The following is an 18,142-nucleotide window of genomic DNA, read 5'->3' on the forward strand; positions in this document are numbered from 1 at the left end:
TGCTTGTGCTGCTCACCTGGCTGATTGCCGCGCTCTGCCTGGGCGCGCTGCTCGCCACCTACTGGTGGTACGAGAACCGCTTCATCCGCCCATTCAGCCATCAGCCGCAGTTGTTCTCCGGCGACCACCTGATGCTGCCCGCGCAGTTGGCCGGTCCCGGAAAGATCCGCCTGGTGCATTTCTGGGACCCGGCCTGCCCGTGCAACGTCGGCAACCAGCAGCACCTCGCCGAGCTGATCCAGCGCTTCGGCCCGCAGGGCGTGGAATTCTTCGCCGTGCAGAAGCCAGGCACCCGCGGCCACCTGCCCGACACGCTCAGCGCCATGCGCGCGCTGGACTCACTGCCCGGCGCCGGGCAATTGCCGGCCAGCCCCGCCGTGGCGATCTGGAACGCCCAGGGCGAGCTGGCCTATTTCGGGCCCTACAGCGAAGGGGCGGTGTGCACCTCGGGCAACAGCTTCATCGAACCGATCCTCGACGCGCTGGTGCAGGGGCGCCAGGTCAACGCAACCCACACCCTGGCCGTGGGCTGCTATTGCCCGTGGGATGAAACGAAGCACTGAGCCGCATCAACGAAGACGATGGCCAATCCGTGACTACACTTGGTTCGCCGGCCCATGAAGGGCTGATCGTCACCAAGGAGCTTTTCGCATGCGTCTTCATTCCGCCCTCGCCTTCTGCGCCGCTCTCTCCACCGGGTTCGTCCTGCCCCTGGCCGCCCACGCCGAAGATACCCCCAGCAGCAGCCAAGTCATGGAGCAGCACAAGCAGGCCATCAACAACCGCATCGCCGACATCGACTACAAGCGCAAGCGCATCGTCGAAGCCAACATGAAGCTCACCCCGCAGGAGACCGAGAAGTTCTGGCCGATCTACAACAGCTACCGCACCGAGGCGGACAAGCTGAGCAAGCAGACGCTGGCGATCATCATCGACTACGCCAACAGCTATAACACCGGCTCGGTGAGCAACGACGAGGCAGCGAAACTGCAGAAACAGGTGCTGGAGCTGCAGGACGACCGCCAGGAACTCAAGGAGAAATACCTCAAGCGCATCGCCAAGGAAGTCTCGCCGCAGCGCGCGCTGCGCTTCCTGCAGATCGAAGACCAGCTGGACGCGATGGCGCTGCTGGAAGTCAGCCGCGAAATCCCGCTGGCCGAGTAGCCCTCAGCCTTCGGTGCCGCCTCGCAGGCGCTGGCGATAGCGCTCGGGCGGCACCGAATACCAGCGCCTGAAGGCACGATAGAACGGCGACACCTCGGCAAACCCGCAGGCCCGCGCCACCTCGCGAATCGCCACGCCCTGCTCCAGCAACTGCGCCGCACGCTGTCGGCGCACTTCCTCTCGCACCTCCCTGAACGTCTGCGCCCGGCTCGCCAGGTTGCGCTGCAGCAGCCCTGCGCGCACGCCCAGTTCGCGAGCACAACTTTGCAGGGTGCAGTCCCCCTCCCCCAGGCGGATGCCAATCAGGTAGCGCAGGCGATTGAGCAGGTCGTTCTCGTCCAGCGTGCCCAGCTGTTCTCGCGCATGCTCGGTGAGCAGGCGGTGCAGCACCGGGTTGCCGGTACGCGAAGGCCTCGCCAGCAGGGCCCGGTCGAAGAGCAAGGCGTCATGGGGCTTGCCGAAGCTGGGCGTCAGGCCGAACAGCCGCCGGTGCTCGCTCAGGCGGCGTGGCTGGGGGTGGCGGAACTCCACGGCCTGGACGCGGAACTCATCGTCGGTGATCAGCGCCAGCTGCTTGAGAAACAGCAGCATCAGGCACTCCATTTGCTGCCGCAGGTTGCTGATGCCCAGGTAGTTGAGGTCGAGGATCAGCCGTACCCGGTCGCCCTCTTCATGCATCTGTGCGGCGAAGCCACCGGAGAGAATGTGCTGGAAACGCAGGAAGCTCTGCAGCGCCTCGCGCAGGTCGCCGCTGGCCATCTGCAGGTAGCCGACCACATCGAGCAGACGCGGCCTCATCGCCTCGCCCAGGTGCAGGCCGATGTCGGGATCGCCGGTGATGTCGTCGAGGGTCGTCCAGAATAGCGGGGCATCGTCATGTACCAGCCGGCCACTCTGCGCCGGCGGCGGCAGGCGGACCTTCTGCAAGGCCTGGCGGTAGATGTCGGTCGGATCGAAGCCCAGCACGGACAGCGCCTCGTACAACTGGCGGCGCAGGGTGGCGGACTGAGTCATGGCTGGCGCTGCCGGGAAATTCAGCTCTGGGGCGGACATGCTTCCTCCTGGGATTGACCGAAGAGTTCCAGCCATGAGGCATTTGGTCAATGAACGCCATGCGACTTCCTTTGCAGAATCGCCGCATAACAACAAGGAGTTGCCCCATGAAACGCACTTTGACTGTCCTCGCTGTCGTTGTCGCCGCTGCCGCGGCGGGCGCTGGCTGGTACCTGCACGGCAAGCAGCCGGTACGCGACGGACAACTGCCGCTGGCCGGCCTCGCCAGCGAAGTCACGGTTCGCTACGACGAGCGTGGCGTGCCGCACATCAAGGCCGGCAGCGAGGAGGACATGTACCGGGCGATCGGTTACGTGCATGCCCAGGACCGGCTGTTCCAGATGGAAATACTGCGGCGCCTGTCCCGCGGCGAGCTCGCCGAAGTGCTCGGGCCCAAGCTGGTGGACACCGACCGCATGTTCCGTAGCCTGCGCATCCGCGACCACGCGGCGGAGTATGTGAAGACGCAGGACAAGAATTCCCCGGCCTGGAAGGCCCTGGTCGCCTACCTCGATGGCGTCAACCAGTTCCAGGACAGCCACCCGCGCCCGGTGGAGTTCGACATCCTCGGCATACCCAAGCGCCCCTTCACGCCCGAGGACACCGTCAGCGTCGCCGGCTACATGGCCTACAGCTTCGCCGCCGCCTTCCGTACCGAACCGGTGCTGACCTACGTGCGCGACCAACTGGGCGCGGATTACCTGAAAGTCTTCGACCTCGACTGGCACCCCAACGGCGTCCTCACGCCGTCCACGTTGGCCGCCGCCGACTGGCAGGACATGAGCGCCATCGCCCAGCTCAGCCACGCGGCCCTGGAGAAGGCCGGCCTGCCGCAGTTCGAAGGCAGCAACGCCTGGGCCGTGTCCGGCAGCCGCACCAAGAGCGGCAAGCCGCTGCTGGCGGGTGACCCACACATCCGCTTCGCCGTGCCGGCAGTGTGGTACGAGATGCAGGCCAGCGCGCCGGGGTTCGAGCTGTACGGCCACTACCAGGCGCTCAACCCGTTCGCCTCGCTGGGCCATAACCTGCAGTTCGGCTGGAGCCTGACCATGTTCCAGAACGACGACGTCGACCTGGTCGCCGAGAAGGTCAACCCGGACAACCCCAACCAGGTCTGGTACCACGGCCAGTGGGTGGACCTGAAGAGCGAGGAGCAGAGCATCGCCGTGAAAGGCGAGGCGCCAGTGAAGATCACCCTGCGCAGCTCGCCCCACGGTCCGCTGGTCAATGACGCGCTGGGCACTGCCTCGGGCAAGACGCCGGTGGCCATGTGGTGGGCCTTCCTGGAAACCCAGAACCCGATCCTCGATGCCTTCTACGAGCTGAACCGCGCCGATACCCTGGCCAAGGCCCGCACGGCGGCTTCGAAGATCCAGTCGCCGGGCCTCAACGTGGTATGGGCCAACGCCCGCGGCGACATCGGCTGGTGGGCATCGGCGCAATTGCCGGTACGCCCGGACGGGGTCAACCCGAACTTCCTGCTCGACGGCGCCAGCGGCCAGGCCGACAAGACCGGCTTCTACCCCTTCAGCGAGAACCCGCAGGAAGAAAACCCGGCGCGCGGCTACATCGTCTCGGCCAACTTCCAGCCGGTACCGGCCAACGGTCGCCCGGTGCCGGGCTACTACAACCTGCCCGACCGCGGTCAGCAACTGAACAAGCGCCTGTCCGACGATTCGGTGAAATGGGACCTGCAGAACAGCCAGGCGCTGCAACTGGACACCGCCACCGGCTATGGCCCGCGCTTCCTCAAGCCGCTGCTGCCGATCCTGCGTGAAGCCGCGGCAAGCGACGAAGAGAAGGCGCTGGTGGAGAGCCTGGCCAACTGGCAGGGCGACCATCCGCTGGACTCCGTGACCGCCACGCTGTTCAACCAGCTCCTCTACCAGGTGGCAGACGGCGCCATGCGCGACGAGATGGGCGACGCCTTCTTCGACAACCTGCTGTCCACCCGCGTGCTCGACGTGGCCCTGCCGCGCCTGGCCGCCGACGAGAGCTCGCCCTGGTGGGACAACCGCAAGACGCCGCAGAAGGAAACTCGCGCGGATATCGTCAAGGCCGCCTGGAAAGACAGCCTGGCGCATCTGCGCACCACCCTCGGCCAGGACTCGAAACAGTGGCTGTGGGGTAAGGCGCACACCCTGACCCACGGCCACCCGCTGGGCCAGCAGAAGCCGCTGGATCGCCTCTTCAATGTCGGCCCATTCGCCGCGCCGGGTGGCCACGAGGTACCGAACAACCTCTCCGCCCGCGTCGGCCCGGCACCCTGGCAGGTGCTCTACGGCCCGTCCACCCGTCGCCTGATCGACTTCGCCGACCCGGCCCACAGCCTGGGCATCAACCCGGTGGGCCAGAGCGGCGTGCCCTTCGACAAGCACTACGACGACCAGGCCGAAGCCTACATCGAAGGCCAGTACCTGCCGCAGCACTACGAGGACAACGAGGTGAAGGCCAACACCAAGGGCATTCTGCGGCTGATCCCCGTCCGTCGCTGAGTTGCCTGCCGAAAATGAAAAACCCCGCTCCTGCGGGGTTTTTCATGGGTGCATGTAGAGAGTGTTGCGGGAGATGCCGAAGCTCCCTGGCGCGTTATTTCCCCAAGGGATAACGATCGGGGTGTTGTATTGGGCGCCGTCTCCCGCACGGAGTGCCAAAAGGCGTCACTGGAAGTTTGCCGGCGGCGCGCCCCGGTCCTGGTTCGGGGGAGACCGGAAAGCGCAACCGAACGTTTAAAGCGTAGATCGCAATCCGCTGGGAGTTGCGCTTTCCTACCCACGGATTTTTCCGATAAACCCAAGTCTTCCAAGCACTTCGGAATAACGTGTGAGCAAAAAACACGGGCCACCCGAAGGTGGCCCGTGGTTCGACAATCGCCGGATACTACCGGCCGACAAGACGGCGTCAGGCGGTGGCTGTCGAACCCTTCTGCCAGTCGGTCGCGTTGGACTCCATGGCTTCCTGGATCGCACGCTTGCGACGTTCCTCGGCCTGACGGGTGAAGTACCAGGCGAAGAAGGTGAACAGCGAAACGGTCAGCAGGATCAGGCTGGCGACGGCGTTGATCTCCGGCTTCACGCCCAGGCGCACGGCGGAGAACACTTCCATCGGCAGGGTGGTGGAGCCAGGACCGGAGACGAAGCTGGCCAGTACCAGATCATCCAGCGACAGGGCGAAGGACATCATGCCGCCCGCCGCCAGCGACGGGGCGATCATCGGGATGGTGATCAGCATGAACACTTTCCAGGGCTTGGCGCCCAGGTCCATGGCCGCTTCCTCGATGGACAGGTCCAGTTCGCGCAGGCGTGCCGACACCACCACCGCTACGTAGGACGAGCAGAAGCTGGTGTGGGCGATCCAGATGGTCACGATGCCGCGTTCCTGCGGCCAGCCGATCAGCTGGGCCATGGCGACGAACAGCAGCAACAGCGACAGACCGGTGATGACCTCGGGCATGACCAGCGGCGCGGTGACCATGCCGCCGAACAGCGTACGGCCACGGAAGCGCGGGATGCGGGTCAGCACGAAGGCGGCCAGGGTACCCAGGGCTACCGAGGAGATCGCGGTGTAGCAGGCGATCTCCAGCGAGCGGAACACCGAGCCAACGAGCTGCTGGTTGTCCAGCAGGCCGACATACCACTTCACCGACCAGCCGCCCCACACGGTCACCAGTTTGGAGCCGTTGAAGGAGTAGATGATCAGGATGATCATCGGCACGTAGATGAAGAGCAGGCCCAACACCAGCATGATGTTGGAGAACGACCAACGCTTGTTCATACCTTGCCCTCCAGCTCTTTAGCCAGGCTCGTGGGTAAAGAGTCTGTTAAAGAGAATGATGGGCAGATTGCCTTGAAGAAACTCATACCTTGCCCTCCAGCTCTTTAGCCTGGTTCTTGTTAAAGAGAATGATGGGAATGATCAGGATGGCCAGCATCACCACGGCAAGGGCAGACGCCACCGGCCAGTCACGGTTGTTGAAGAACTCCTGCCACAGCACCTTGCCGATCATCAGCGTCTCGGGGCCGCCGAGCAGTTCCGGAATCACGAACTCGCCCACCGCCGGGATGAACACCAGCATGCAGCCGGCGATGATGCCGTTCTTGGACAGCGGCACGGTGATCTTCCAGAAGCTGGTGAAGCTGCGCGCGCCGAGGTCGGACGCGGCTTCGAGCAGGCTCATGTCGTGCTTCACCAGGTTGGCGTAGAGCGGCATGACCATGAAGGGCAGGTACGAGTAGACGATGCCGATGTACACCGCGAAGTTGGTGTTCAGGATCGTCAGCGGCTCATTGATGATACCCAGCCACATCAGGAAGCTGTTGAGCAGGCCGTTGTTGGACAGGATGCCCATCCAGGCGTACACGCGGATCAGGATCGCCGTCCAGGTCGGCATCATGATCAGCAGCAGCAGGACGGTCTGCATTTCCTTGCTGGCGCGGGCGATGGCGTAGGCCATCGGATAACCGATCACAAGGCAGAGGAATGTGCTGATCGCCGCCATCTTCAGCGAGCCCAGGTAGGCGTCGATGTAGAGCGGGTCGTCCGTCAGCATCAGGTAGTTGCCCAGGTTCATCACGACCTGGAGGGTCTGGTCGGCGTACTGGAACACTTCGGTGTACGGCGGAATGGCCACGTCTGCGGCTGCCAGACTGATCTTCAGCACGATGGCGAAGGGCAGCAGGAAGAACAGGAACAGCCAGAAGAACGGCACACCGATCACGGCATGCCGGCCGTTCGGCAGGCGTTTCATGAGCGATTTGCTGATGTTCATGATTGCAGTACCACACCGCTGTCGTCGTACCAGCTGATGTAAACCGGCTGGTCCCAGGTCGGACGCGCCACGTGGCGCTCGGCGTTGGCCATGAAGGCCTGGACGATGAAGCCCGAAGCCAGCTTGATGTAGTACACCGAGTGGCCGCCCAGGTAGGCGATGTCATGCACGGTGCCCTGGGCAACGTTGAAGCCTTCGTGCTCAAGGTCGGCGGGCTTCTGCGCGCTGACCATGACCTTTTCCGGGCGCAGCGCGTAGGTGATGCGCTTGTTCTCGGCACGGGTGCTGATGCCGTGGCCGATGTAGATCGGGTTTTCCAGCTGCGGGCAGGCGATCACCGCGTGGTCCTGCAGGTCTTCGACGATCTCGCCGTCGAACAGGTTGACGTTGCCGATGAACTCGCAGATCAGGCGGCTGGCCGGCGTCTCGTAGATGTCCATCGGGCTGCCGATCTGCTCGATGCAACCCAGGTGCATGATGGCGATGCGCTGGGCCATGGTCATGGCCTCTTCCTGGTCGTGGGTCACCATCACGCAGGTCACGCCTACGCGCTCGATGATCTCCACCAGTTCCAGCTGCATTTGCGAACGCAGCTTCTTGTCCAGCGCGCCCATGGGCTCGTCGAGCAGCAGCAGCTTCGGACGCTTGGCCAGGGAACGGGCCAGGGCCACGCGCTGGCGCTGGCCACCGGAGAGCTGGTGCGGCTTGCGCTTGGCGTACTGGGTCATCTGTACGAGCTTGAGCATCTCGTCGACGATCTTGTCGATCTCTGCCTTGGGCAGGCCGTCCTGCTTGAGGCCGAAAGCGATGTTCTGCGCCACGCTCATGTGGGGGAACAGGGCGTACGACTGGAACATCATGTTGATCGGCCGCTCATAGGGCGGCAGGTCGGTAATGTCCTGGCCATCGAGGAAGATGCGACCTTCAGTGGGACGCTCGAAACCAGCCAGCATGCGAAGCAGGGTCGACTTGCCCGAACCCGAACCACCCAGCAGGGCGAAGATCTCGCCCTTCTTGATGTCCAGGGTCACGCTGTCCACAGCCAGCGTTTCGTCGAACTGCTTGCTGACCCGGTCGATTTTTACCAGAACCTCTTTCGGTTTCTGGTCGCCACTCAAGGCTTTCTTGTAGGCACCGGAGGCTATTGCCATTACCACAACTCCCAAATCATAGAGGCCCGGCCCCCGCGGCCGGGCATGCTTGGTATTACTCAGGGCTGGCGCAGTTTACGTGCGTCGGAAAACCTTTCGAGGGGCTCTCCGACGCTCCGTGCCCGCGCGGACGGATTGGGGGAAATCCGCCTTACTTGCCTGACTTGATCTTGGTCCAGGAACGGGTCATGAGGCGCAGGGTCTTCGGCGGCAGCTCATGCTGCACGAAGAGTTTGTCGAGAACCTCCTGGGATGGGTACACCTCAGGATTGTTGCGCACGGACTCATCCATGAATTCGCCAGCCTTGGGGTTCGGGTTGGCGTAACCGACGTAATCGCTGACCTTGGCGATCACTTCGGGTTTGAGCAGGTAGTTGATGAACGCATGGGCTGCCTTCGGGTTGGAGGCATCCTTCGGAATGGCGAGGATGTCGAACCAGAGGTTGGCGCCTTCCTTGGGAATGGCGTAGGCGATGTTCACGCCCTTGCCGGCTTCCTTGGCGCGGTTGGCGGCCTGGAATACGTCACCGGAGAAACCGGCCGCCACGCAGATGTTGCCGTTGGCCAGGTCGGAAATGTACTTGGAGGAATGGAAGTAGGTGACGTATGGGCGCACCGCCATCAGCTTCTCTTCCACCTTCTTGTAGTCGTCCGGATTGGTGCTATTGGGGTCCAACCCCAGGTACTTGAGCACAGCCGGCATCATCTCGTCGCCCGAATCGAGGAAGGCGACGCCGCACTGGCTGAGCTTCTTCATGTTCTCGGGCTCGAACAGCACAGCCCACGAATCGATCTTGTCGACACCCAGCACGGCCTTGACCTTGTCGACGTTGTAGCCGATGCCGTTGGTGCCCCACAGGTACGGCACGCCGTACTCGTTGCCCGGGTCGTTGGCCTCGAGCTGTTTCATCAGGTGCGGGTCGAGGTTCGACCAGTTCGGCAGCTGGCTCTTGTCCAGCTTCTGGAACGCACCGGCCTTGATCTGGCGACCGAGGAAGTGGTTGGACGGCACGACCACGTCATAACCGGTGCGACCGGCCAGGAGCTTGCCTTCCAGGGTTTCGTTGGAGTCGAAGACGTCGTACACCGGCTTGATACCGGTTTCCTTCTCGAAATCGGCGAGGGTGGTTTCACCGATGTAGTCCGACCAGTTGTAGATGTGGACGGTCTCTTGCGCCTGCACCTGCGAGGTCAGGCCGAGGACGGAGACTGCAGCGATCAGGGTTCTGCGGAAGGGAATGCGCACACGTGAGTCCTCTCGTTGTTTTTTACTACTTCAGTCGGTTGCTGCCGGGGTTTCGACGGCCGGTCCGTGGATAGCGCCGAACCCTTCATCAGCACGAGAGCGCCAGGGCCTGCGCAGCCATTCCACCGATGGAAGCTGTTTGTTGCTGCCGGTAGCGGCGAGGAAGGGCACTCCCCCGCCGCTGTCCCGGACCATCCGCTGCCGCGTCAGGCGGCAGCGACTACCCGATTACTTGCCGGACTTGATGGTGGTCCAGCTGCGGGTCATCAGACGCTGGGTCTTCGCCGGCAGATCCGGGAAGGCGTACAGCTTCTTCATGGTTTCCGGAGTCGGATACACGCCCGGGTCGTTGCGGATCGCCTCGTTCACCATCGGGGTGGCCGCGGCGTTGCCGTTCGGGAACTGCACGACGTTGGTGATCTCGGACATGACAGCCGGCTCGAGCAGGAAGTTGATCCACTTCAGCGCGGCTTCCTGGTTCTCGGCATCCTTCGGAATGGCAACGGTGTCGAAGAACGCGCCAGCACCTTCCTTCGGAATGTTGTACTTCACAGTGACCTTGTTCTTGGCTTCTTCAGCGCGGGACTTGGCCTGGTACACGTCACCCGAGTAACCGATGGCCACGCAGATGTTGCCGTTGGCGATATCGGAAATGTACTTGGAGGAGTGGAAGTAGGAGATGTACGGACGAATCTTCAGGAACAGTGCCTCGGCTTCCTTGAGCTCTTTGGGGTCCTGACTATCGGGCTTGTAGCCCAGGTAGTGCAGGGCTGCCGGGATCATTTCGGTCGGCGAGTCGAGGAAGCTCACGCCGCAGGCCTTCAGCTTCTGAATGTTTTCCGGCTTGAACACCAGGTCCCAGGAGTCCACCGGGGCGTTGTCGCCCAGCGCGGCCTTGACCTTGTCCGGGTTGTAGCCGATGCCGATGGTGCCCCACATGTAGGGGATCGCGTACTGGTTGCCCGGGTCGCTGATCTCCAGGGTCTTCATGATGTCCGGATTCAGGTTCTTCCAGTTCGGCAGCTTGGACTTGTCCAGCGGCACATACACACCCGCCTTGATCTGCTTGGCCAGGAAGGAGTTGGACGGCACCACGATGTCGTAGCCCGACTTGCCGGCCAGCAGCTTGGCTTCCAGCACTTCGTTGCTGTCGTAGACGTCGTAGACGACCTTGATACCGGTTTCCTTGGTGAACTTGTCGACCGTGTCCGGCGCGATGTAGTCCGACCAGTTGTAGACGTGCAGCACCTTGTCATCAGCCTGCGCCATACCAGCCACAGCGCCTGCCAGCGTTACAGCGAGCAGGGATTTGCCGAAGGTCTTGAACATGCGGGTAGCTCCGTTTGTTTTTTTGATGTTCCGGGTGGCGTGGACATCTCCTTCCGTCACCACCCGGTGAGCCTGGCCAACGCACAGGCGCAGTCTGTCAAAGGTCTGGTGAAAGACTCAAGACAGAACGGCTGCGGCGGTTTGATCGAGGCACTTGCGCGCCAGGGTGATCAGGTCATCGATCTGCGATTTCTCGATCACCAGCGGCGGCGAGATAATCATAGTGTCTCCCACCGCGCGCATGATCAGACCGTTGCGGAAGCAGTGCTCGCGGCACAGCATCCCGACACCCTTGCCTTCGAAGCGCTCGCGGGTCTTCTTGTTCTTCACCAGCTCCAGTGCTGCCACCAGGCCTACCCCGCGGGCTTCGCCTACCAGGGGATGGTCGGCCAGCTCTTGCCAGCGTTGTTGCAAATACGGTGCCGTTTCGCTCTTCACTCGCTCGACGATCTTCTCTTCGCGCAGGATGCGGATGTTCTCCAGCGCCACCGCAGCGGCTACCGGGTGACCAGAGTAAGTGAAGCCGTGGTAGAACTCGCCACCCTCATTCAGGGTATGGACGATCTCGTCGCGAACGATCACACCGCCCATGGGGATGTAACCGCTGGTCAGGCCCTTGGCGATCGGCATCAGGTCCGGGGCGTTGCCGAAGTACTGGCTGCCGAACCATTCGCCGGTACGGCCGAAACCACAGATCACTTCGTCAGCGATGAACAGGATGTCGTACTTGGCGAGGATCTCGCGGATCTTCGGCCAGTAGGTTTTCGGCGGAACGATCACGCCACCCGCGCCCTGCAGGGGCTCGGCGATGAAGGCGGCGACCTTGTCTTCGCCGACTTCGAGAATCTTCTTCTCCAGCTGCTCGGCAGCCCAGACGCCGAACTCTTCCGGGTCCATGTCGCCGCCTTCGCCGAACCAGTAAGGCTGGGCGATGTGCTCGATACCCGGGATCGGCAGGTCACCCTGCTCGTGCAGCGCCTTCATGCCGCCCAGGCTGACGCCGGCGACGGTGGAGCCGTGGTAGCCGTTCCAGCGGCCGATGACCACTTTCTTCTGCGGCTGCCCCTTGATCGACCAGTAGTGGCGGACCATGCGCAGCACGGTGTCGTTGGACTCCGAACCCGAGCCGGTGAAGAACACGTGGTTCATGCCTTCGGGAGCGATGTCGGCGATGGCCTTGGACAGCTCCAGTACCGGCGGGTGTGCGGTCTGGAAGAACAGGTTGTAGTAGGGCAGTTCCTGCATCTGCTTGTAGGCGGCTTCAGCAAGTTCCTTGCGACCGTAACCGACGTTCACGCACCACAGGCCAGCCATGCCGTCGAGGATCTTGTTGCCCTCGCTGTCCCACAGGTACACGCCTTCGGCCTTGGTGATGATGCGCGCACCCTTCTCGTTCAGCTGCTTGTAGTCGGTGAACGGAGCCAGGTGGTGATCGCGGCTGAGCGCCTGCCAGTGTTGGGTGTTGGCGCTGGTCTGGTTAGTCATCTTGATAAAACCTCTTCTCTAAGAAACACGGGGCCCGGCCACGCGCCGGCCCCCACGCCGATCAGACAGAAAGCAGGAGGAACTCGCGCTCCCAGGAACTGATTACTCGCTTGAAGTTCTCGTGCTCGGCGCGCTTCACCGCGACATAGCCTCGAATGAACTTGTCACCCAGGTATTTCTCCAGGGTCTTGCTACCTTCCATGCACTCCAGTGCAGCCTCGATGGTCAGCGGCAGGCGCAGGTTACGCCGTTCATAGCCGCGGCCCTTGACCTGCGCACTGGGTTTGAGGCCTTCGACCATGCCGATGTAGCCGCACAGCAGGCTGGCGGCGAGGGCCAGGTAGGGGTTGGCGTCGGCGCCGGCCAGGCGGTTTTCCACGCGCCGGTTGTCCGGGGTGGAATCCGGTACGCGCAGGCCCACGGTGCGGTTCTCTTCGCCCCATTCCACGTTCACCGGCGCCGAGGTATCGGGCAGGAAGCGGCGGAACGAGTTGACGTTCGGCGCGAACAGCGGCAGCGCCTCGGGAATCAGCTTCTGCAGGCCGCCGATGTGATGCAGGAACAGCTCGCTCATGCTGCCGTCGGCGTTGGAGAAGATGTTCTTGCCGGTCTTGATGTCGACGATGCTCTGGTGCAGGTGCATGGCACTGCCCGGCTCGCCGGTCATCGGCTTGGCCATGAAGGTCGCGGCCACGTTGTGCTTGAGAGCGGCCTCGCGCATGGTGCGCTTGAACACCACGATCTGGTCGGCCAGGTCCAGGGCATCGCCGTGACGGAAGTTGATCTCCATCTGCGCGGTGCCTTCTTCATGGATCAGGGTGTCCAGATCCAGGCCCTGCAGTTCGCACCAGTCGTACATGTCCTCGAACAGCGGGTCGAATTCGTTCGCCGCGTCGATGGAGAAGGACTGGCGACCGGTCTCCTGGCGGCCGGAACGGCCCACCGGAGCCTGCAGCGGGTAGTCGGGGTCGTCGCTGCGCTTGGTCAGATAGAACTCCATCTCCGGAGCCACGATCGGCCTCCAGCCCTTTTCGGCGTATAGCTGGAGGACGCGCTTGAGGACGTTGCGCGGCGACAGCTCGATGGGGTTGCCCAGCTTGTCGTAGGTATCGTGGATGACCATCGCGGTCGGCTCGATGGCCCAGGGGACGAGGAACACGGCATTCTCGTCCGGGCGGCAGACCATATCGATGTCGGCCGGGTCCAGCAGGTCGTAATAGATGTCATCCTCGACGTAGTCGCCGGTCACGGTCTGCAGGAGAACGCTCTCCGGCAGGCGCATGCCCTTCTCGTTGAGGAATTTCGCAGTCGGCGCGATCTTGCCCCGGGCGATCCCGGTCAGGTCGGCGATCATGCATTCCACTTCAGTGATCTTGCGTTCCTTCAACCAGCCACTGAGCTGGTCTAGCTTGCTAGTCATAAAGACCTCAGGGTTTGAGAGCCCGGCCCCAACGCCGGACTCAGCGGTTCCCCGCCCTCTTGCTGCAGGCTTTGCCGAATGCCTGGAAGATAGCGAGATAGTTGGGGTTCGTTTCGACCTGCCATTCCGGGTGCCACTGCACCCCGACGGCGAAGGCCGCACCTTCGACGGAGAAGGCTTCAACCAACCCGTCAGGCGCCAGAGCTTCTACACGAAGGCCGGGCGCCAGACGATCAACGCCCTGGCCGTGAATAGAATTGACCTGGAACTGCGAGGGTAGCCCGATACCGGCGAAAACGCCGCCCGGCTGCACGTCGACGACATGCCGCAGACCATATTGGATTTCGATCGGCTCACCGGCAGGTTCGCGGTGGTCCATGAAGCCCTCGACTTCGTGCACCTTCTGGTGCAACGAACCGCCGAAGGCGACATTCATTTCCTGGAAGCCGCGGCAGATGCCCAGCACCGGAATCCCGGCCGCGACGGCGCGGCGAATCAGCGGCAGCGTCGTGCTGTCGCGCTCGGGATCATGGGGGGTGCCTGCAACGCTGGCGGAGCCACTATAATGATGGGGTTCGACGTTCGACGCCGAGCCTGTGAAGAGCAGGCCGTCGAACGCGGCCAACATGTCTTCCTGGTCGATGGCATCGCCCAGGGAGGGAATGATCAAAGGAATGCCCGAGGCCCCGGAGATCAGCGCTCTGAGGTATTTGTCGCCAGCAACATGGTAGGGTTTGGAACCGATCTGCTTGATGCAGGCGGACACGCCGATTAACGGCAGGCGAGACATGGGACACCCGTGTTTGTAAGTGTTATGGGCTTGAGGCCGAGCTTAGCCTTGTTCATTTTTTTACACAATAGCCATGTAAAAAATCAAACACGCCCCACTGAACAGCCCGCCAGCAAAGGCTCTCCGCGGATCAAAAGCGGCTCGAAACGCCCCAAAAACGGCCCATCAGGACTGATGCGCCCCACTTTGGTGCGACATTGACAACCCTTGCCAATTCGGATTGACTCACACCTCAGCTTTCGAATGATTGAAATTTTTAACAATAAAGGTGTGACATCATGTCGGTACCCCAGAGTGCCGTGTCGCTCGAAGAAGCGAGTGAGTTCCTGAAGGAACACCCCGAGGTCCAGTTCGTCGACCTCCTTATTGCAGACATGAATGGTGTGGTCCGCGGCAAGCGCATCGAACGCACCAACCTGCCCAAAGTCTATGAGAAGGGCATCAACCTCCCCGCCTCTCTCTTCGCTCTCGACATCACCGGCTCCACCGTGGAAAGCACCGGCCTCGGCCTGGACATTGGCGACGCGGACCGCGTCTGTTTCCCGATCCCCAATACTCTCTCCATGGAGCCCTGGCAGAAGCGCCCGACCGCGCAACTGCTGATGACCATGCACGAGATGGAAGAACGCACGCCGTTCTTCGCCGACCCGCGTGAAGTACTGCGTCAGGTGGTACAGAAGTTCACCGACATCGGCCTGACCATCGTCGCGGCCTTCGAGCTCGAGTTCTACCTGATCGACCAGGAGAACGTGAACGGCCGGCCGCAGCCGCCGCGCTCGCCGATCTCCGGCAAGCGCCCGCAATCGGTCCAGGTCTACTCCATCGACGACCTCGACGAATACGCTGATTGCCTCCAGGACATCATCGACGGCGCCCGCGCCCAGGGCATCCCCGCCGACGCCATCGTCAAGGAAAGCGCACCGGCCCAGTTCGAAGTCAACATGCACCACGTTGACGACGCTCTGAAGGCCTGCGACTACGCAGTCCTGCTCAAGCGCCTGATCAAGAACGTCGCCTACGACCACGAGATGGACTCGACCTTCATGGCCAAGCCCTACCCGGGTCAGGCTGGCAACGGTCTGCACGTCCACGTCTCGCTGCTCGACAAGGACGGCAAGAACATCTTCACCAGCGAGGATCCCGAGCAGAACGCCGCATTGCGCCACGCGATCGGCGGTGTGCTCGAGACCCTGCCGGCGTCGATGGCGTTCCTCTGCCCGAACGTCAACTCGTACCGCCGTTTCGGTTCGGCCTTCTTCGTGCCGAACGCGCCGAGCTGGGGCCTGGACAACCGTACCGTCGCCCTGCGCGTGCCGACCGGAGCACCGGAAGCGGTGCGCCTGGAACACCGCGTCGCCGGTGCCGACGCCAACCCGTACCTGCTGCTCTCGGCTGTACTGGCCGGCGTCCACCACGGCCTGACCAACAAGGTCGAGCCGGGCGCGCCGATCGAAGGCAACGCCTACGAGCAGCTGGAACAGAGCCTGCCGAACAACTTGCGCGATGCCCTGCGCGAGCTGGACGACAGCGACGTGATGAACAAGTACATCAGCCCCGAGTACATCGACATCTTCGTCGCGTGCAAGGAGCATGAGATGCAGGAGTTCGAGTATTCGATTTCCGATCTCGAGTACAACTGGTACTTGCACACCGTATAAGTGGTAAACGAAACGCCGGCCCTCGTGCCGGCGTTTCCTTGTGCCTCTGGCACACCCGGGGAACTGCGACATCGCAACGGCGAGGAGGGGCGCCAGGGCGAGTCACATCCGTCGTTCCTTCCTGCTCGCGATGTCTCCATCCGCCCGCCCGGGCGCCATCGCGTCTGTCGTGTCTTTGCTGTCGCGCTATCGAGCGGCGAATGCCGCATCCGCTGATTACGTGGTTCATTCAGGGAGATCGCCAATGCCACGCCTGTACGCCGTGATTCTGATGCTGTTGTGCCCGCTGTCTGCCTGGGCCGAGCAGGTCATCCATGTCTACAACTGGAACGACTACATCGCCCCCGAAGTGCTCAAGGACTTCGAGAAGGACACCGGCATCCGTGTCGACTACAAGACCTACAGCACCGCCGAAGAGGTCAAGAAGGCCCTGGAGAGCGGTGAGAAGATCGACGTCGCTGTGCCCTCGCACAACGACCTGCCGGCGCTGATCCGCGACAAGCGCATCCAGGCATTGGATTTCTCCAAGCTGCCCAACCGCAGCCACCTCGACACCCAGCTGCTGAGCAAGCTGGCCGCCGTCGACCCCAACAACCAGCATGCCATCCCTTATCTGTGGGGTGCCGTGGGCCTGGCAATCAACGAACCCGAAGCGGAAAAGGCCTACGGCGGCAAGCTGCCCGACAGCTGGAGCGTGATGTTCGACCCGCAGCAGAGCCAGCGCCTGAAGGCCTGCGGCATGAGCCTGCTGGACGCTCCGGACGAAGCCTTCTCGGTGCTGATGAACTACCAGGGCCGCAACTTCGCCCGCAGCGCTCCGTCGCAGATCCGCCGCGCCGGCGAAGTGCTCGCACAGCTGCGCCCGAACCTGCGCTACATCGACAGCGAGCGCTACATCCAGGACCTCAACGCCGGCAAATTGTGCGTCGCCATGGCCTGGGTCGGCGACGCCCTGGGCGCCGCCAACGCCGGCCAGCCGGTGCGCTTCGTGGTGCCGCAGGAAGGCTCGGTGCTGTTCATCGACAACCTGGTGATCCCCAGCGCCTCTGAGCATCCGGACCTGGCCCTGAAGTTCATCGACTACCTGATGCAACCCAAGGTCGCCGCGCAGATCACCGCCGCCACCCTCTACCCCAACGGCAACAAGGACTCCGCGCAGTTCCTCGATGCCGCCCTGCGCGACCAGCCGGGCCTGTACCCGGACCAGGAAACCAAGCGCCGCCTGTTTGCCCTGGAAACCGCGCCGGAAAAGACCGCCCCGGTGATCACCGAAGTCTGGGCCAAGCTGCGCGACGGCGGCAGCTGACTTGCCGAGCGCACCGGAGCTGGCGTCCAATAGCTGCCCAGCTCCGGAGACAGCCATGCCCGCTCCCACCCGCAAACCTCGCGCCAGCAGCCAGGCAAGAATCGCCGTGATCCTCGACGCGGCCCGCGCCCTGCTGGCCGAAAGCGGCGCAGCGGGGCTATCGATCTACGCAGTGGCCGAACGCGCGGACATTCCCCCTTCTTCCGTCTATCACTTCTTCCCCAGCGTCCCGGCGTTGCTGCAGGGCCTGACCAATGACGTCCACGCCGCCTTCCGTGCCTGCCTGGAACAGCCCGTCGATCACGCCGCCCTGCGCGACTGGCGCGACCTCGCACGACTGGTCGAACAACGTACCCTGGCCGTGTACGCCGAAGACGCCGCCGCACGCCAGCTGATCCTCGCCAGCCACGGCCTTGCCGAAGTCACCCAGGCCGACAGCCAGCATGACGTGCAACTCGGCCAGGCCATGCGCGCCCTGTTCGAGCGGCATTTCGAGCTGCCACCACTGCCGCAGGATATCGAGGTATTCAGCCTCGCCATCGAACTGGGTGATCGCGTTTACGCCCTCTCCGTGCAGCGTCACGGGCTGATTACCGAACGCCTGGCTGAAGAAGGCATGCGGGTGATCGATGCCTACCTCTCGCTGTACCTGCCGCCCTGCCTGCCGAAGCGCCCCTCACCCCTGAAATAAATCGATTTATATCCGATTAAAATCCGAATACACGGGCAATATTCGAGAAAAATTCGCTTCATAAATCGATTTTTATCGGAT

General features: G+C 62.8%; 15 protein-coding genes. 6 read left to right on the forward strand and 9 right to left on the reverse strand.

Going from position 1 to position 18,142, the window contains the following annotated elements; translation table 11 throughout:
- Positions 1-5 precede the first annotated feature (5 nt).
- Both A9513_RS19200 and A9513_RS19205 read left to right on the forward strand, forming a co-directional pair.
- Positions 6-563: a DUF6436 domain-containing protein gene (locus tag A9513_RS19200; protein WP_065085369.1), complete on the forward strand. Its 558-nt coding sequence runs from the start codon at positions 6-8 to the stop codon at positions 561-563.
- A gap of 88 nt (positions 564-651) precedes the next feature.
- The gene (locus tag A9513_RS19205) at positions 652-1,164 is read left to right on the forward strand and encodes a transcriptional regulator (protein WP_037011440.1); all 513 of its coding nucleotides are present in this window, start codon (positions 652-654) and stop codon (positions 1,162-1,164) included.
- Between the two features lie 3 nt (positions 1,165-1,167).
- Here the strand turns inward: A9513_RS19205 and A9513_RS19210 are convergent, their stop codons facing one another.
- Entirely contained in the window at positions 1,168-2,217 is a 1,050-nt protein-coding gene (locus tag A9513_RS19210) for an AraC family transcriptional regulator (RefSeq protein WP_037011442.1), read from the reverse strand.
- 107 nt (positions 2,218-2,324) lie between these two features.
- On the opposite strand from A9513_RS19210, the gene A9513_RS19215 reads away from it, so the two are divergent.
- Positions 2,325-4,712, forward strand: a complete 2,388-nt coding sequence (locus A9513_RS19215; RefSeq protein WP_065085313.1) for a penicillin acylase family protein — start codon at positions 2,325-2,327, stop codon at positions 4,710-4,712.
- 406 nt (positions 4,713-5,118) lie between these two features.
- Here A9513_RS19215 and A9513_RS19220 read toward each other — a convergent pair whose 3' ends face one another.
- From A9513_RS19220 to A9513_RS19255, 8 genes are all read right to left on the reverse strand, one after another.
- Entirely contained in the window at positions 5,119-5,991 is an 873-nt protein-coding gene (locus A9513_RS19220; protein WP_037011446.1) for an ABC transporter permease subunit, read from the reverse strand.
- Positions 5,992-6,073: 82 nt separating this feature from the next.
- A complete protein-coding gene (locus A9513_RS19225) occupies positions 6,074-6,955 on the reverse strand; it encodes an ABC transporter permease subunit (RefSeq protein WP_089285861.1) in 882 nt (293 codons plus the stop codon).
- A gap of 26 nt (positions 6,956-6,981) precedes the next feature.
- Positions 6,982-8,136: an ABC transporter ATP-binding protein gene (locus tag A9513_RS19230; RefSeq protein ID WP_024762144.1), complete on the reverse strand. Its 1,155-nt coding sequence runs from the start codon at positions 8,134-8,136 to the stop codon at positions 6,982-6,984.
- 151 nt (positions 8,137-8,287) lie between these two features.
- Positions 8,288-9,376 carry a polyamine ABC transporter substrate-binding protein gene (locus A9513_RS19235; protein ID WP_226046622.1) on the reverse strand — a complete coding sequence of 363 codons (1,089 nt, stop codon included), beginning with the start codon at positions 9,374-9,376 and terminating at the stop codon, positions 8,288-8,290.
- Positions 9,377-9,610: 234 nt separating this feature from the next.
- On the reverse strand, positions 9,611-10,711 hold the full coding sequence (locus A9513_RS19240; RefSeq protein WP_038803551.1) for a polyamine ABC transporter substrate-binding protein: 1,101 nt from the start codon (positions 10,709-10,711) through the stop codon (positions 9,611-9,613).
- A gap of 117 nt (positions 10,712-10,828) precedes the next feature.
- Positions 10,829-12,196: an aspartate aminotransferase family protein gene (locus A9513_RS19245; protein ID WP_024762142.1), complete on the reverse strand. Its 1,368-nt coding sequence runs from the start codon at positions 12,194-12,196 to the stop codon at positions 10,829-10,831.
- 61 nt (positions 12,197-12,257) lie between these two features.
- Positions 12,258-13,616 (reverse strand): glutamine synthetase family protein, encoded by a 1,359-nt coding sequence (locus A9513_RS19250; RefSeq protein ID WP_024762141.1) that lies wholly within the window; start codon positions 13,614-13,616, stop codon positions 12,258-12,260.
- A gap of 40 nt (positions 13,617-13,656) precedes the next feature.
- A complete protein-coding gene (locus A9513_RS19255) occupies positions 13,657-14,406 on the reverse strand; it encodes a gamma-glutamyl-gamma-aminobutyrate hydrolase family protein (protein ID WP_065085315.1) in 750 nt (249 codons plus the stop codon).
- A 278-nt stretch (positions 14,407-14,684) separates the two neighbouring features.
- Between A9513_RS19255 and A9513_RS19260 the strand changes: the two genes are divergently transcribed.
- From A9513_RS19260 to A9513_RS19270, 3 genes are all read left to right on the forward strand, one after another.
- Positions 14,685-16,064 (forward strand): glutamine synthetase family protein, encoded by a 1,380-nt coding sequence (locus A9513_RS19260; protein ID WP_024762139.1) that lies wholly within the window; start codon positions 14,685-14,687, stop codon positions 16,062-16,064.
- A gap of 244 nt (positions 16,065-16,308) precedes the next feature.
- Positions 16,309-17,370 (forward strand): polyamine ABC transporter substrate-binding protein, encoded by a 1,062-nt coding sequence (locus A9513_RS19265; RefSeq protein WP_065085316.1) that lies wholly within the window; start codon positions 16,309-16,311, stop codon positions 17,368-17,370.
- Positions 17,371-17,425: 55 nt separating this feature from the next.
- The gene (locus A9513_RS19270) at positions 17,426-18,061 is read left to right on the forward strand and encodes a TetR/AcrR family transcriptional regulator (RefSeq protein ID WP_038803552.1); all 636 of its coding nucleotides are present in this window, start codon (positions 17,426-17,428) and stop codon (positions 18,059-18,061) included.
- Positions 18,062-18,142 lie beyond the last annotated feature (81 nt).

Origin of the sequence: Pseudomonas sp. AU12215 (genome assembly GCF_001675465.2) — a bacterium.
Classification (GTDB): Bacteria; Pseudomonadota; Gammaproteobacteria; order Pseudomonadales; family Pseudomonadaceae; genus Pseudomonas; species Pseudomonas nitroreducens.

Coding starts and splice junctions, on each gene's coding strand:
- A9513_RS19255 (WP_065085315.1), bottom strand. CDS start 14,406: ATGTCTCGCCTGCCGTTAATCGGCGTGTCCGCCTGCATCAAGCAGATC.
- A9513_RS19220 (WP_037011446.1), bottom strand. CDS start 5,991: ATGAACAAGCGTTGGTCGTTCTCCAACATCATGCTGGTGTTGGGCCTG.
- A9513_RS19265 (WP_065085316.1), top strand. CDS start 16,309: ATGCCACGCCTGTACGCCGTGATTCTGATGCTGTTGTGCCCGCTGTCT.
- A9513_RS19260 (WP_024762139.1), top strand. CDS start 14,685: ATGTCGGTACCCCAGAGTGCCGTGTCGCTCGAAGAAGCGAGTGAGTTC.
- A9513_RS19205 (WP_037011440.1), top strand. CDS start 652: ATGCGTCTTCATTCCGCCCTCGCCTTCTGCGCCGCTCTCTCCACCGGG.
- A9513_RS19250 (WP_024762141.1), bottom strand. CDS start 13,616: ATGACTAGCAAGCTAGACCAGCTCAGTGGCTGGTTGAAGGAACGCAAG.
- A9513_RS19230 (WP_024762144.1), bottom strand. CDS start 8,136: ATGGCAATAGCCTCCGGTGCCTACAAGAAAGCCTTGAGTGGCGACCAG.
- A9513_RS19215 (WP_065085313.1), top strand. CDS start 2,325: ATGAAACGCACTTTGACTGTCCTCGCTGTCGTTGTCGCCGCTGCCGCG.
- A9513_RS19240 (WP_038803551.1), bottom strand. CDS start 10,711: ATGTTCAAGACCTTCGGCAAATCCCTGCTCGCTGTAACGCTGGCAGGC.
- A9513_RS19210 (WP_037011442.1), bottom strand. CDS start 2,217: ATGTCCGCCCCAGAGCTGAATTTCCCGGCAGCGCCAGCCATGACTCAG.
- A9513_RS19270 (WP_038803552.1), top strand. CDS start 17,426: ATGCCCGCTCCCACCCGCAAACCTCGCGCCAGCAGCCAGGCAAGAATC.
- A9513_RS19245 (WP_024762142.1), bottom strand. CDS start 12,196: ATGACTAACCAGACCAGCGCCAACACCCAACACTGGCAGGCGCTCAGC.